Origin of the sequence: Streptosporangium roseum DSM 43021 (genome assembly GCF_000024865.1) — a bacterium.
GTDB lineage: Bacteria > Actinomycetota > Actinomycetes > Streptosporangiales > Streptosporangiaceae > Streptosporangium > Streptosporangium roseum.
In genome coordinates, this window is record NC_013595.1 from 1,025,331 (window position 1) to 1,038,945 (window position 13,615).

General features: G+C 69.9%; 15 protein-coding genes. 9 read left to right on the plus strand and 6 right to left on the minus strand.

The features are described 5' to 3' along the window. Positions 1-43 precede the first annotated feature (43 nt). Positions 44-2,275: an ATP-binding SpoIIE family protein phosphatase gene (locus SROS_RS04825; RefSeq protein WP_012887756.1), complete on the plus strand. Its 2,232-nt coding sequence runs from the start codon at positions 44-46 to the stop codon at positions 2,273-2,275. 56 nt (positions 2,276-2,331) lie between these two features. After that, positions 2,332-3,105, plus strand: coding sequence for an alpha/beta fold hydrolase (locus SROS_RS04830; RefSeq protein WP_012887757.1), 774 nt, complete (start codon positions 2,332-2,334; stop codon positions 3,103-3,105). A 128-nt stretch (positions 3,106-3,233) separates the two neighbouring features. Here SROS_RS04830 and SROS_RS50720 read toward each other — a convergent pair whose 3' ends face one another. Continuing rightward, on the minus strand, positions 3,234-3,395 hold the full coding sequence (locus SROS_RS50720) for a hypothetical protein (protein ID WP_012887758.1): 162 nt from the start codon (positions 3,393-3,395) through the stop codon (positions 3,234-3,236). A gap of 102 nt (positions 3,396-3,497) precedes the next feature. On the opposite strand from SROS_RS50720, the gene SROS_RS50725 reads away from it, so the two are divergent. The 3 genes from SROS_RS50725 to SROS_RS04845 all read left to right on the plus strand — a co-directional run bounded on the left by SROS_RS50725 (position 3,498) and on the right by SROS_RS04845 (position 5,236). Then, the gene (locus SROS_RS50725) at positions 3,498-4,019 is read left to right on the plus strand and encodes a hypothetical protein (protein WP_169369250.1); all 522 of its coding nucleotides are present in this window, start codon (positions 3,498-3,500) and stop codon (positions 4,017-4,019) included. 128 nt (positions 4,020-4,147) lie between these two features. After that, on the plus strand, positions 4,148-4,426 hold the full coding sequence (locus SROS_RS04840) for a hypothetical protein (RefSeq protein ID WP_218919815.1): 279 nt from the start codon (positions 4,148-4,150) through the stop codon (positions 4,424-4,426). Between the two features lie 150 nt (positions 4,427-4,576). Continuing rightward, a complete protein-coding gene (locus tag SROS_RS04845; protein WP_425358630.1) occupies positions 4,577-5,236 on the plus strand; it encodes a DUF998 domain-containing protein in 660 nt (219 codons plus the stop codon). Positions 5,237-5,513: 277 nt separating this feature from the next. Here SROS_RS04845 and SROS_RS04850 read toward each other — a convergent pair whose 3' ends face one another. Beyond that, positions 5,514-6,659 carry an acyl-CoA dehydrogenase family protein gene (locus SROS_RS04850; protein ID WP_012887762.1) on the minus strand — a complete coding sequence of 382 codons (1,146 nt, stop codon included), beginning with the start codon at positions 6,657-6,659 and terminating at the stop codon, positions 5,514-5,516. A gap of 295 nt (positions 6,660-6,954) precedes the next feature. Between SROS_RS04850 and SROS_RS50730 the strand changes: the two genes are divergently transcribed. The 4 genes from SROS_RS50730 (at position 6,955) to SROS_RS04865 (ending at position 9,965) form a co-directional block, all read left to right on the plus strand. Then, a complete protein-coding gene (locus SROS_RS50730) occupies positions 6,955-8,439 on the plus strand; it encodes a hypothetical protein (RefSeq protein WP_043651359.1) in 1,485 nt (494 codons plus the stop codon). A gap of 17 nt (positions 8,440-8,456) precedes the next feature. After that, a complete protein-coding gene (locus tag SROS_RS53730; protein ID WP_012887764.1) occupies positions 8,457-9,311 on the plus strand; it encodes a class F sortase in 855 nt (284 codons plus the stop codon). Between the two features lie 147 nt (positions 9,312-9,458). Next, positions 9,459-9,695: a Scr1 family TA system antitoxin-like transcriptional regulator gene (locus SROS_RS53735; protein WP_281047998.1), complete on the plus strand. Its 237-nt coding sequence runs from the start codon at positions 9,459-9,461 to the stop codon at positions 9,693-9,695. Between the two features lie 33 nt (positions 9,696-9,728). Further along, a complete protein-coding gene (locus SROS_RS04865) occupies positions 9,729-9,965 on the plus strand; it encodes a DUF397 domain-containing protein (protein WP_043654756.1) in 237 nt (78 codons plus the stop codon). Between the two features lie 474 nt (positions 9,966-10,439). Here the strand turns inward: SROS_RS04865 and SROS_RS04870 are convergent, their stop codons facing one another. The 4 genes from SROS_RS04870 to SROS_RS04885 all read right to left on the minus strand — a co-directional run bounded on the left by SROS_RS04870 (position 10,440) and on the right by SROS_RS04885 (position 13,591). Then, on the minus strand, positions 10,440-11,750 hold the full coding sequence (locus SROS_RS04870) for a TolB family protein (RefSeq protein ID WP_012887767.1): 1,311 nt from the start codon (positions 11,748-11,750) through the stop codon (positions 10,440-10,442). Further along, positions 11,747-12,247, minus strand: coding sequence for a SigE family RNA polymerase sigma factor (locus SROS_RS04875; RefSeq protein WP_012887768.1), 501 nt, complete (start codon positions 12,245-12,247; stop codon positions 11,747-11,749). The genes SROS_RS04870 and SROS_RS04875 overlap by 4 nt, the downstream gene beginning before the upstream one ends. 202 nt (positions 12,248-12,449) lie before the next feature. Continuing rightward, the gene (locus SROS_RS04880; RefSeq protein ID WP_012887769.1) at positions 12,450-12,986 is read right to left on the minus strand and encodes a dihydrofolate reductase family protein; all 537 of its coding nucleotides are present in this window, start codon (positions 12,984-12,986) and stop codon (positions 12,450-12,452) included. Then, positions 12,983-13,591 (minus strand): NADPH-dependent FMN reductase, encoded by a 609-nt coding sequence (locus SROS_RS04885; RefSeq protein WP_012887770.1) that lies wholly within the window; start codon positions 13,589-13,591, stop codon positions 12,983-12,985. The genes SROS_RS04880 and SROS_RS04885 overlap by 4 nt, the downstream gene beginning before the upstream one ends. Positions 13,592-13,615 lie beyond the last annotated feature (24 nt).

Here is a 13,615-nt window from a genome sequence, read left to right on the forward strand (position 1 = left end):
TGGTTCGCTTTGCGCACACCCGTCCCCGAGGGGTGGTCACCGGATGAAGCGGTGGGGGGACGTGACACAGGACACCGCCGACCACCTTTCGGCAGGTTCCGTTCTTGACCATGCCGAGATGGCGGTGGTCGTCACCGACAGGTTCAGCAACCTTCTCTACTGGAACCCTTTCGCGGAGAAGCTGTTCGGCCGCCCCGGAGTCCCCGGGTCGCGGGACCAGGCGCTCTCGCTGGGCATCATGGAGAAGGACCACCCACTCGCCATCGAGCTCGCCAAACACGTGCTCAAGGGTGGCGTCTGGGAGGGCACGTTCGACGTCAGGCGCGGTGACGGGACGATCATCTACGTCCGCGCCCAGGCCGTGCCGCTGCGGCATCCGTCGGGATCGGTGACGGGCATCGTCATCACCGCCCGCGAGGCGATGCGCAGCAACGAGCGGGAGAAGGACCGCTTCGGCCTGCTGGAGCGGATCGGCGAGCGGCTCGCCGGCTCGCTCTACGTCGAGGAGACGCTCAAGCGCGTCGCCGACATGCTCGTCCCGCAGTTCGCCGACCACTGCTTCATCGAGCTGATGGAGGGCCAGCGGCTGACCCGGAGGGTCTCCACCCACGTCCAGGGCTGGAGCCCGCCGCCCAACACCTGGGCGCCGCTCGGCGCGGAGATCCGCTACCCGGTGGGGCACTACGCCGAGATCGCGCTGCGCCGCCAGGAGACGATCCTGGTCGAGGACTTCTCCCAGACCAACTATCCCAGCCCCGGCGAGGCCAACACCCGCCTGGCGGCCGAGATCGGGATGACCTCGGCCATCGTGGCGCCGCTGTGCGTGCGGGGCGAGGTCCTCGGGCTGATGTACCTGGGCCTGTCGAACCTCACCGACCGGCGCAGCCCGCACTACGACGCCTTCGACCGCGACTTCGTGGGGGCCATCGCCACCCGGGTCGCCCTGGCCGTGGACAACGCGCTGCTGTTCGAGGAGGAGCGGCACACCGCCGAGTCCTTCCAGAAATACCTGCTGCCCCCCGCGCCGCTGCCCGAGCTCGACGGGCTGGAGATCGCGGTCCGCTACTACCCGGCGGCGCCGCTCGCCTCGCACGGGCAGGGCATCCAGACCCAGGTCGGCGGCGACTGGTACGACGTCATCCCGCTGTCGGCGGGCCGGGTCGGCATCGTCATCGGCGACGTCGAGGGCCGGGGGGCCAAGGCCGCCGCCGTCATGGGGCAGCTCCGCGCCGCGCTGCGCGCCTTCGCCCAGGACGACAAGCCGCCCGCGGAGATCCTCGCCCGGCTCGACGAGTGGACGCGCATCATCGCCACCCCCGAGCAGGACGACAGCGGCGAGGACATCAGCGTCCCGCCCATCGTCACCTGCCAGTACCTCGTCTACGACGCCTGGTCGCGGCAGCTGTCGTTCGCCAACGCCGGTCACGCGCCGCCGCTGCTGCTCAACGACGGCACCTGCGCGGAGCTCGACATCAAGGAGGTCGGCCAGCCGCTCGGCGTCCGCGCCAAGGGCGTCCACGCCGACCTGGTCTACAAGGAGGAGACGCGGACGCTGCCCCCCGGGGCCGCGCTGCTGCTCTACACCGACGGCCTCGTGGACCGCCGCCCCGTGCGCGACGCCGACGGCAGGCCGCCCAGCGACGAGGAGACCCTCGCGCTGCTCGCGGGCAAGCTCATCGAGGTCTCCGACTCCTCGGTGGAACGGATCGCGGACGCCGCGACGGTCGCCGTGCCCGGCGAGATCGACGACGACATGGCCATCCTGGTGGTCAGGTCCGCCCCCGACGACCTTGAGGTCGAGGAGCGCACCTTCCCGGCCCAGCCGATCATGGTCGGTGAGGCCCGCCGGATGGCGGCGGAGGCGTTCACGGGCTGGAACGTCCCCGAGGAGCGCGCCGAGCTCGCCTGCCTGCTGGTCTCCGAGGTGGTGACGAACGTGGTGCTGCACGCCGCCAGCGCCAGCGTCCCGCGCCGCGAGCTGGTGCTGGACAGCGCCCCGATGCCGTTCGACGAGACCTGGGACGACCTCCCGGGCCTGGAGAACGAGGTCGTCAACGAGAAGGAGTTCACGCTCCGGCTCCGCCGGGGCGGGGAGGCCGTCTGGGTGGAGGTCTTCGACCAGGATCTGCGGCTTCCCCGCATCCGCAGCGCGGGGGAGAACGACGAGGGCGGCCGGGGCCTCTACCTCGTCGACCAGCTCGCCAAGCGCTGGGGCTCGCGTCCCACCAAGGAGGGCAAGGCCGTCTGGTTCGAGATCCCCACCAAGTCCCGGTGAGCGCGGTGGCGCGGCGGGGCTAGGAGAAGCTCCGGATCGGTGCTTGACTCGGGGGCATGGAACTGGCCTTCGAACGGCGTGGGGCCGGACCGCCTCTGGTTCTGCTGCACGGCATCGGGCACCACTGGCAGGCATGGCTGCCGGTGCTCGACCGGCTCGCCGCCGAGCGGGACGTCATCGCCGTCGACTTTCCCGGCTTCGGTGTCTCCCCGCCGCTGCCGCCCGGCTCGCCGTACACGGCGGAGAGCCTCGCCGACGCGGTCGAGTCGTTCTGCGCGATGCTCGGCCTGCGCGAGCCTCACGTGGCGGGAAACTCCCTCGGCGGCTACGTCGCCCTTGAGCTGGCTTCGCGGGGCGTGGTCCGCACGGCCACGGCGCTCTCCCCGGCGGGGTTCTGGAGCCGGGGGGAGTTCGTGTACGCGCGGGCGGCGCTCCGGGTGGCGCGGGCTTCGGCCCGCGCCATGCCGCCGGAGCGGGCCACGGCCGCCCTGGAGAGCCCGCTGGGCCGGATGGTCGCGGCGGGCCTGATGGTGGCGCATCCGTCCCGGATCTCCGCCGAGGCGCTGCTCGCGGCCACCCAGGCGCTCGGGGCCGCCCCCGGCTTCGACGACACCCTGGACTCATTCGCGTGGATGATGCCCCCGGCCCCGCCGAAGGTGCCGATCACCATCGCCTGGGGGGAGCACGACCGGCTGCTGCTCCGGCGGCAGGCCGTACGGGCCGCCAGGTGGTCGGGCCAGCGGGTGAAGCTGCTCGCGGGCTGCGGGCACCTGCCGATGAGCGACGATCCCGAGCTGGTCGCCGGGGTGCTGCTGGAGGGGTCGCGGTGACCGGAGGCGGGCCTCAGGGCACGACGGGCCCCTGACCCGCCCCGGGTGCGGACGGCCAGGCGCCTGCTCCGCCGGGCCGGGCCGGGCCGGGCCCGGAGGCGGCACCGCGGCCGCCGGCGGGCCTGCCCCTACCGGAAGGTCTGCCCCCACAGCGCGAGCATGACCAGGACGAACACGATCACGACGCCCGCGTAGGCGACCGGGCCGAGCCGCAGAGCGCGCCGGACCCGGTTGAGACCCCAGGCGAACAGGAACGCCAGGAAGATCAGCAGGATCAGTCCGCTGTCCATCAACACCGCCTCTGGTGAGCCTTCGCTGACCAGTATGCGTTCCCCGAGCTGATCTTGCGGCTATTGAGCATGATGCTGGACTCCGTGGCATCGTTGCGCAACGTGAACAGATCAACGAAGGTAACGCGCATCCTGCTGGTGGCCGCCTTCGCCGCCGGCCTCACCGCCTGTTCGGGCGAGGGCGACTCCTCGGCGGCCCCCACCGCGTCCGCGTCCGCGTCCGCGTCCGCTTCCGTCTCCGAGCCCGCCGTCTCCTCCGAGCCGGCCACCCCCTCCACTCTCCCCTCCACCCCGGCCCCCGTGACGCCCGACGCGTCGGCGTCGGCCTCGCCGGTCATCGACCTGCCCCGGGGGACCGACGGTGAGCTGCTGGGCGACGTCAAGCTGTCGGGGGCGGGCGCGATCATGGTGGCCCCCGAGGGGGAGAAGGCCCAGAAGGTCGAGCTCACGCCGTTCACCGAGGTGCTGGACGTGCAGGGCGCCGTCTGCAGTGAGGGCAAGATCCCGCACAAGTGCACCACGGACCAGCTCCGGAAGGCGCTCAAGTCGGGCGTGTCCTTCTACGCCAAGGTGACGGTCAAGGACGGGACGGCCACGCGGATCGAGGAGATCGTCCCGGAATGATGGTTCCGGCGGGCGGCTGTCGATGCCGGGTAGCCCGCTGAAGATCTGAGCACCGGCCCGCGGGTCGATCGGTCACGCCGGTACGGCTCGCGCCCGGCGAGGGGCGCGAGCCGTACCCTGCCGGTGAGATGACCGGTGAGATGACCGGTGGGACGGTCGCTCGGGGGCCGGGGACGGTCGCAGGGCAGCCCTCTTCCAGCTCTGCGATCCCGTGCCTGGCCTGCGGCGAGGCCCGCCCCTACGACCCGGCCGAGTGGCGCGACGCGATCGTCCGGGTGGAGGGCGGGCAGGTCGAACTGGAGACGGCCGACGGCGCCCGCCGGCGCTTCGGCCACGGCGCGGTGCTGTGGCTGGCCGGTCTGCCTGTGCGCGTGCTGCGAAACCCGGGGCTGGGGCAGGCACGCTGATCGCGGTCTGTCGGGACCGGACCGATTCCTTTTCTGGACAGGCGCCGTCACATAGCTAGGAAAACGACGGAACGCCTGAGACGGAGAGCCGCTGCTTCCAGCACCTGGACCTGGCTGGGCGGCGGCTCCGTTCACCATGACAAGGATCAAGTGTTGACTGACACCACGACCACGAAGCGACTGCTGGCCGCCGGCGTGATCGCGACCCCGCTGTTCTTCACGGTGGCGTTCGCCCAGGCATTCTCCCGGGACGGCTTCGACCTGTCCCGGCACATGCTCAGCCAGCTGGCGATGGGAGACCTCGGGTGGCTGCAGATCGCCAACTTCATCGTCACCGGGACGCTGTTCATGGCGGCGGCCGTCGGGATGCGGCGGACCCTGCGCCAAGGCCCCGGGGCGAAATGGGGCCCTAGACTGATCGGCATCGTCGGCGCGGGGCTGATCGCCGCGGGCGTCTTCGTCACCGACCCGGCCGCCGGCTACCCCGTCGGATCCGTGGAGGGCGAGACGTCCTGGCACGGCATGCTTCACAACGTGGCAGCCATGGTGGGCGGCCTGGCCCTGCTGGCAGCCAGCCTGGTGTTCGCCCGCCGGTTCCTCGCCGGGAAGCGAAAGGGATGGGCGATCTACAGCACGGCCGGCGGGATCGTCTACACCGTGCTGCCGCAGACCAACCCCGAACTGATGAGCCTGCTGTTCGCCGTCGCGTCACTGATCGGCTGGACCTGGATCTCCACGATCTCCATCCACCTCGTCACCACCGGCACGGCCGAGACGACCGCATCCCGCGATCTGGTCCTCCCCTCGTAGCGGAGGCATTCCCGTCCGGCTCCGGCGGTCATCCCATCGGAGCCGCAGGGCCAAGGTGAACGTTGCGCCAACCTTCACCTGTCCCCCCCGCTGTCCCTGTGCCCTGGGGCTACCTCGGCGGTGTCGCCCTGCTCGACCTCCTCGCGGTGCTGACGGCGGGCGCGGTGGCCGTACGGGCCACCGCCCGCCGCCGGCTGTCCCGCGCGACCTGTGAGCACCCAGGGCGGCGCGCCCGTCCAAGCCGCGACCGGGAAGGAGCCGGTGCTCAGCAGAGTGCTCAGAAGCCGAAGGAGCGGCCGATGATCTCCTTCATGATCTCGGTCGTGCCGCCGTAGATGGTCTGGACCCGGCTGTCGACCCAGGCCTTGGCGACGGGGTACTCCATCATGTAGCCGTAGCCGCCGTGCAACTGGAGGCAGCGGTCGATCACCTTGGTCTGCAGCTCGGTGGTCCACCACTTGGCCTTGGCGGCGTCCACGACGCTGAGCTCCTTGGCGTTGAGGGCGCGGATGCACTTGTCCACGTAGTGGCGGGCGATCTCGACCTCGGTGTCCAGCTCGGCCAGGACGAAGCGGGTGTTCTGGAAGCTGCCGATGTTGCGGCCGAAGGCCTTGCGGTTCTTGCAGTATTCGATGGTCGTCTGCAGGACGGTCTCGGCGGCGGCCACCGCCATGACGGCGATCGACAGCCGTTCCTGCGGGAGGTTGCCCATGAGCTGGAAGAAGCCCTGGCCCTCCTCCTCGCCCAGCAGGTTGGCCGCGGGGACCCGGACGTTGTCGAAGAACAGCTCCGCGGTGTCCTGGGCGTGCATGCCGATCTTCTCAAGGTTGCGGCCCCGGCTGAAGCCCTCCATGCCCCGCTCGACGACGAGCAGGGACGTCCCCCGGGCGCCCGCCGCCGGATCGGTCTTGGCGACCACCACGACCAGGTCGGAGTTGATGCCGTTGGTGATGAAGGTCTTCTGGCCGTTGAGGACGTAGTGGTCGCCCTCGCGTACGGCGGTCGTCCTGATGCCCTGCAGGTCGCTGCCCGCGCCCGGCTCGGTCATCCCGACGGCCGTGATCAGCTCGCCGCTGACGAACCCGGGCAGCCAGCGGGCCTTCTGCTCGTCGTCGGTGAGGTCCACGAAGTACGGCGCCATCACGTCGTTGTGCAGCGAGTAGCCCAGGCCGGACGCGCCGATCCTGATGACCTCCTCGACGATCACGGCGTTGTAGCGGAAGTCCGTGATCCCCGCCCCGCCGTACTCCTCCGGCACCCCGAAGCCGAACATCCCGATCTCGCCGGCCTTCTTCCACACCTCGCGGGGGACGATGCCGTCCTTCTCCCACTGGTCGTGGTGGGGCGCGACCTCGCGGGCCAGGAACTCGCGCACGGTCTCACGGAAGAGCTGGTGCTCCTCCTCGAAGAGGTCTCGCTGCATTGACTGCCTCCTTGGGGGTTCCGTGGACCAGAATACGATTCTGTTACTTTCAGGTACACCCGCCCTGCGGTGCCGGTACGGCTGTTGTGCCCAGAGTGGCCAGATCACAAGTCCGCCACAGTCACCTGGGGGTTCTGTCGTCTCCCTGCGGCGGGAGATCGCAGGGCGGTACGATCCGGGCCTAGTTGTGATTAGATGGCCGGTTTTGCGGCAAGATCCCGGTGAATCGGAGTGTCTAGTGGTGCGGTGGGGAGCGGGACTCCGTGGGACTGTCGCGGTTTCAGTCCTCGGCCTGTTGAGCGGTGCGCTGGTCACGCTGGCCTCCGGACCGGCCGGCGCGAACACCGCCGAGCTCGTGGTCGACTACAGATGCACCGGAGGGCCCGGCACGATCGTGCAGAACGGTCCGGTGAAACTCAGAACCAAGGTGACGGTCCCCACGACGCTCTCGGTCGGCGAGCCGCTCAACATCGGCTGGGCGCTCGACTACAAGGACGCGTCGAGGTTCGGCTCGCCGGACTACTTCGCCCCCGGAGGCAAGGTCGCGGTCACCGGGAACATCGAGCTGTCCGGTGTCTGGACAGGCACCCTCAAGCCGATGGGAAGCGCCGAGCAGTCCGGCCAGCTTGAGCCCGGCACCATTCTGGAACTCCCCGCCAATCTCTCCGACTCCGCCCATACCGAAGAGGCGGGAACGGTCAAGGTCACTCCCCGGAAGCTGTTCGTGGACTTCACGCCGCCCGCCGGCGAGGTCATGGTCAACGACGACGACCAGCGGGTGAAGTACCAGCCCGCAGGACCGCCCACCTGGACTGACGAGAACGACCAGCCTGCGAATAACAACGACTACCACTACGACATCCATCGCACGCTGGAGAAGGGCGCCGAGGCGTCCTTCGAGTTCACCGGCACCGGGATCGAGTACGTCGCCCAGCGTGACTTCCGTGCGGGGAAGGTCTTGTTCTTCATCGACGGCAAGGCCGCCACCCCGGCCTACGTTGACGCCTCGAAGAACTCCAATGGCACGCCGTCCAACGACGCGAACAAGGGCGGGCTGACGCTGTGGAAGTTCCACGGTCTCAAGTACGGCAAGCACCTGGTCAAGATCGTGAACGACGAGCAGGGTAAGTGGACACAGCTCGACGCCTTCCGGGTGATCACAAAGGAGCTGGCGGAGCCGCCGACCGAGCACCGCGCCACCTGCACGCTCGTCAGCGCGCCGGTGTCGGTGAACGTCACCATCTCGGGTGGCGGGACCCAGTCGCCTGACCCGTCGGGCACTCCCACGGTCCCCCCGACGTGTGTCCCCCCCACGAGCACTCCGACGGGTACTCCCACGGGCACTCCTTCGGCCACTCCGACGTGCAACCCCACGAACACGCCCACGAACACCCCGCCGCCGACGACGCCGACGCCGACATGCATCATCACGCCGACGCCGACCCCCTCGCCGAGCCCTTCACCGACGTGCAGGTCCACGACCACTCCGACTCCCACGTCGACGCCGAGCTCCAGCAACACCGGACAGGGAAACACGAGCACGTCCACGCCCAAGCCGACTCTGACCGTGACGGCGACCGTCACGCCCACGAGGGCGACGCCGACCACTCCTCAGGTGACCGTCGTCCCCTCGGGCGGCGCCCAGACCGGTGAGGCCTCCGACGACGGTCCCTCGGGCATGGGCCTGATCGGCGGCGGGACGGCCATGGTGATCGGAAGCGTCCTCGGTGGAGTGGCGTTGAAGAGGCGGCAGGCAGCGCATGTGCGTGGCCGAGGTTAGGTAAGGAGGCACGCCGTATGTATCCAGGGCCTTCCCAGGGTGGTCCCGACCCCTATTACGGTGGCGGCCGTCCCCCCAAGCCCCCCAGGTCCCCCAAGAGCATGCTGCTCCCGGCGGCGCTCGTGGTCGGGTCGCTCGGCGGGGTGGCCGCGATCATGGCGGGGCTGCTCACCTACCTGACTCCGGCGGCCGACGAGGAGCCCTACGGGCCTCCGATCGCGCAGGCGGCGGACAGCTCGGTGGTGGAGAACGTCCCGGCGCCGGGCGAGCAGCCGGCGCAGCAGGATCCGGCGGTGGCGCTGTCTCCTGCGGTGGGGCCGGGTGGGCTGGACGTGCCGTTGACGGCCGCCGCGCCCACCGCGCCGCCGCCGTTGCCCGTCGTCCAGCCGCCGGAGCCGCTCAAGAGCGCCGGGGTGAAGCCGTACAGGATCGCCATTTCGAAGATCGGGCTGCTGGCTCCGCTGATGGCGCTGGGAGTGGACGCCAAGAAGGAGATCCAGACCCCGCCGCTGAGCAAGCCGAACCAGGCCGGCTGGTACAAGCATGGGCCGATCCCCGGCCAGCAGGGGCCTTCGGTGGTCCTCGGGCATGTGAACACCAAGCGTGGGGCCGCCGTCTTCAGCCGTCTGAAGGAGATCAAGCGCGGTGACACGATCAAGGTGTCCCGGTCGGACAAGACCATCGCGGAGTTCACGGTCGACGGCGTGGAGCAGGTCAGCAAGAAGGCGTTCCCGTCGAAGCGGGTCTACGGCAACACCGGTGAGGCCACCCTGCGGCTGATCACCTGTGGCGGCGTCTACAACCGCAAGACCGGCCACTACACCGACAACATCATCGTCTACGCGACCCTGTCGAAGACCCGCCGCGTCTGATCACTGTTCTCGGCCGTCCTGGCGGGGCCGGAGCGTGACCGCCTGCCGGGGAGCGTGTCTTCCCGCCGCTGTTCGAGGATGCTTTTCCCTGTCAGGGTGAGCTCGGGGAGACGCCGATCGGCCACCTCGGGTCTGCCTGCACGGCGGATGGGCGTGGAGCGGGACGGCTTGCCGGATAAGCGTCCGCCTCACGCGGTCTTCGGGTCCTTCAGACCGGCCGATAGAGCTGTCGTGTACGTTGAATATCGGCAGGGTGCCCTGTATCTGGAACGGCAGCCGGATGTGGATGCTCATGCCAAGCTCTTCGATCATCTGCGCGCAAGGGCGCTTGGTCCTGATGAGTCACGTGCTCTGATCGCGCGTATGGCCGAGGAGGCCCTCTGAGAGACCACGAATAGGAGGGTGCGGGTGTCCACGATGGACTTTTCCCGCGTCACCTGGCGCAAGAGCAACTTCAGCGGTAACGGTGGTGCTGACTGCGTCGAAGTGGCGGTCGTTCCCGGCGACCCGGCGCTGGCGGGGCACAAGCCCGACGCCGATGAGCTCTACCTCGTCCGTGATTCCAAGGACCCGGACGGTCCGAAGCTCGCTTTCACCCGTTCCGAGTGGGACGCGTTCGTCAATGGCGTGAAGCTGGGGGAGTTCGACGGCTGACGGACCTGTCCGCGGTGTTCGGCGTGGTCGCGGCGGTGATCGACGAGCGCCGCCCAGGGACGCCGGTGGAGGACGGCAGGGTGCCCCTGGGCGACTCTGTCCTGCCGCATGGTGGAACGGGCCCGATGGACGTGGGATGAAACAGCGAACCCCCGCCGGGAGAGCCTCCCGGCGGGGGTTCGACGTTTGCGTAGCGGTGTGCAGGTCGCCTCACGGCGAAAGGCTCAACGCGGCTCCAGCCGTACGGCAGTCCGCGATGGCAGTGGGTCAGGCCCGGGGGACACTGAACACACCGTTACGGGGGGTGTAACCGCCGACCGGTCGCGGTTGTTCCCGCTGCCGCCGGAACCGGAGGTCTGCTGCCGGAACCGGAAGGTGGTCGTCTGACGGGAAGTGCACGCCCCCGGTGTCACCCGCCTGTGCACTTCCCGTCAGACGATCTCCGTCGAGACGTCGCCTGCCGTCCCGGGTCTCTCACTTGATCGCGGCCAGGTCCAGGACGTACATCTCGTTCTTGATCGGGTAGGTCATCAGCCGGTCGAGGCCGCCGTCGGGGATCCCCGTTCTTCTCTCCGCGTCCGGCCGTATGCCGAGATCGGCGGATCTGCCGGTGTCGACGTCGTAGAGCGTCAGGATGCGCTGGTCTCCCGGTCCCGTCACATGGACCTTGAAGAAGCGCTCAAGGCCGGCGTCGTCGGCTATCTGGAAGCCGGCCGGCAGTTCGCGCTCCCGGGAGCCGTCGCGGTCGCGGACGAACCTGCGCAGGACGGTCTGGACCCGCTCCGTGTCCGGGCACCGGCGAGTGCCGCACTTGATCTCTTTCCCGGAGCGGTCGCGGGGAGGTTCGAACTTGACGGTCCTGTATCGCACCGCCATGCCCGCGCACCGCTCGACGCCGCACCTGACCTCCTCGTCGGCCTTGAGCACGGCGTCGCGCCGCTCACCGGTCTCGGCGTTGAGCAGCTCGCTGAAGATCGCCTTCCCGTGGTGGACGCCCACCCACGGCCACTGCAGGACGTGGTGCCGCTCGGCGCCCTTCACCGGCTGCGGACGGCCCCCGCTCAGCGGCACCCGGTAGACCCCGCCCTTCTCGTAGGCGAAGACCACGTCGGAGCCCGCCACCGTCAGCCCGTTGATGTGCCCCTGCTTCATGACGTTTCCGAGGGGGACGTCGGTCACCGGCCGAGGCCGGCCGCCGGCTTCCGGCACCGTCCAGATCCGGGCGACCCGCGGGCTGCCCGCCTCCTTGTAGGACGCCCACCAGACGATGTTGCCGCCACCGGCGGCGACGCCGTCGGCGAAGATCGCCGACCCCTTCGTCGGGGGGATCTCGGCGATCTGCCGGGGCTCGCCGGTAACCAGGTCGTAGCTCCACAGGAACTGGCGGTCCCCGTCGGGGACGCCCGTCATGACCAGCAGCGTGCGATCGTCGAGGAGGAGCTGCGGGTAGTACGCGCGGCCGTCGGGCAGCTTGGCCGGGATCTTGTGTACGGCCTGCGGCCACACCTTCTCGATGGGCGGCGGGAGCTCGCCCGCCGACGGCGTGGCCTCGCCGGTCGCGCCGGCCGCGGGGTGCGGCGCGGCCGTCGCGCGCAGGGCGCTCACTGCCGCGCCCGCCCCGCCCGCCACCACGATCACGGCCGCGGCCGCGAGCACGGCGGCGGTCCGCGCCCGCCGCCGGTGATGGCGCGCCTTGACCGCCGCGGTCAGCCCGGCCGGCGCCTGTGGCGCACGGTGCGCCGCTCCGGAGAGGACGCGGCTCAGCTTGTCTTCCAGATCGGTCATCGCATGCTCCCGTGGGTCGCCGGTGAGGGGGAGAGGGAGGAACGCAGCTTGTCCAGGCCCCGGGAGGCCTGGCTGCGCACGGTGCCGGGAGAGATGCCGAGCACTTCGGCGATCTCGGCGTCGGCGAGCTGCTCGTAGTAGCGCAGCACCAGTACGGCACGCTGTCTGCGGGGCAGCGCGGCCAGCTCCTCCCAGAGACCGTGATCCTCGTCGGGAGGGAAGACTTCGTGGTGAGCCCGCTCCGGCGGCTCTCCGGTGAGGTGTTCACGCCTGTGCCGCCGCCAGATGCTGATGTGCAGCCGCGCCATCGTGGTCCGGGCGTAGCTGTGCGGGCTGTCTTTGCGTTTCACGCGCGGCCAGGCGCCGCGCAGCCGTACCAGAGCCTCCTGGACCAGGTCGGCGGCGTCGTGAGGGTTTCCGGTCAGGACGTATCCGTAGCGGAGCAGCGCATCTGCCTGCTCGGCCACGAAGTCGTCGAAGCCCGGTTCGTCATCCACTTGTCGTCCCTTCGGTCGTCATGTCCCAGACGGCCAGAGGGGCGAAGATGTTGCACCACGCGGCAAAATGTTTTCGCGTGATCCCGGATGCTCCGGAGCGGATCGCAGGGCGTCTCCCCGGCGGCGGCCGACCGGCGGTCGCCCGGCATCTGCGGACGCCGACCGGGGCCGGGGCCGGGCGGCCCCGGCCCCGGCGTCATGGTCAGGTGGTCCGGTAGTCGAGCAGCACCACCTGTCCGAAGGCCCGCGCCTCGGTCAGCGACAGCTTCGCCGAGAGGCCCTCGCGCCAGAACCGCTGCCCGTGCCCGCGCACCACGGGGTAGACCCAGATCTTGTACTCGTCCATCAGGCCGGCTTCCAGCAGCGCGTCGGTGAGCCGGCCGCAGCCCCAGACGATGATGTCGCCGCCGGGCTCCTCCTTCAGTTTGGTGATCGCCGGCACCAGGTCGGCGGCGGGGATGACGGTGGAGTTGGCCCAGTCGCTCTTGTCGATCGTCGATGAGACGGTGTACTTCGGCATCGAGTTGACCTTGTCGACGAACGGGTCACCGGGCATGGCCGGCCATGCCTGGGCCATGCCCTCGAACGTGACCCGGCCCATGAGCAGCGCGCCTGCGTCCGCGAGCTGGCCACTGGAGTACGCGGCCCATTCCTCGTTGTTGTGCTCCATGGACCAGGTGTGCGGCTCGTCGATGAAGCCGTCGAGGGTGCTGAACGTGGAAGCGATGATCTTCCTCATGCTTGTCTCCTTGTGTAGGGGTGTGCGGCCCGCGCGTCCCGGAGGGCCCTGGCCCACCAGGCCAGCCGGTCCAGGACGGTGGGCAGTGCGGTGTTGCAGTCCGCCGACGCCTTGGGCCAGCTGCCGTCCGCGGCGAACAGGTCCCAGTAGCGGGGCAGGGTGATGGCGTCACTCAGGACGGCGGCGTGCAGTTCGGTGAAGATCTGACGTAGCTGGTCGATCGCATACAGGCCACCCGAGTCGCGGCCGTACGCGACGAATGTGACCGGCTTGGCCTGCCACTCCTCGTAGTACCAGTCGATGGCCGTCTTGAGCGCGGCAGGGAAGCTGCGGTTGTACTCGGGGGTGATCACGGCGAAGGCGTCGGCCGCGGCCAGCCGCCTGGACAGGGCGACGACCTGAGGCGGGCGTGGCTCGCCCTCGTCCACCAGCCGCTCCGGCAAGCCCGTTTCCGCCAGATCGACCATCTCGACCTCAAGGTCGCTCCGCCGCGCCGCCCGGCCGGCGACCCAGCCCGCGACGGTCGGTCCGAACCGCCCGCTCCTGGTGCTGGCGACGATCACCGCGACCCTCAACGGGGCGGTGCGCTCGGTCTGCCCGCTCATCTCGTCCTCCCTCCTGCCGTGTGA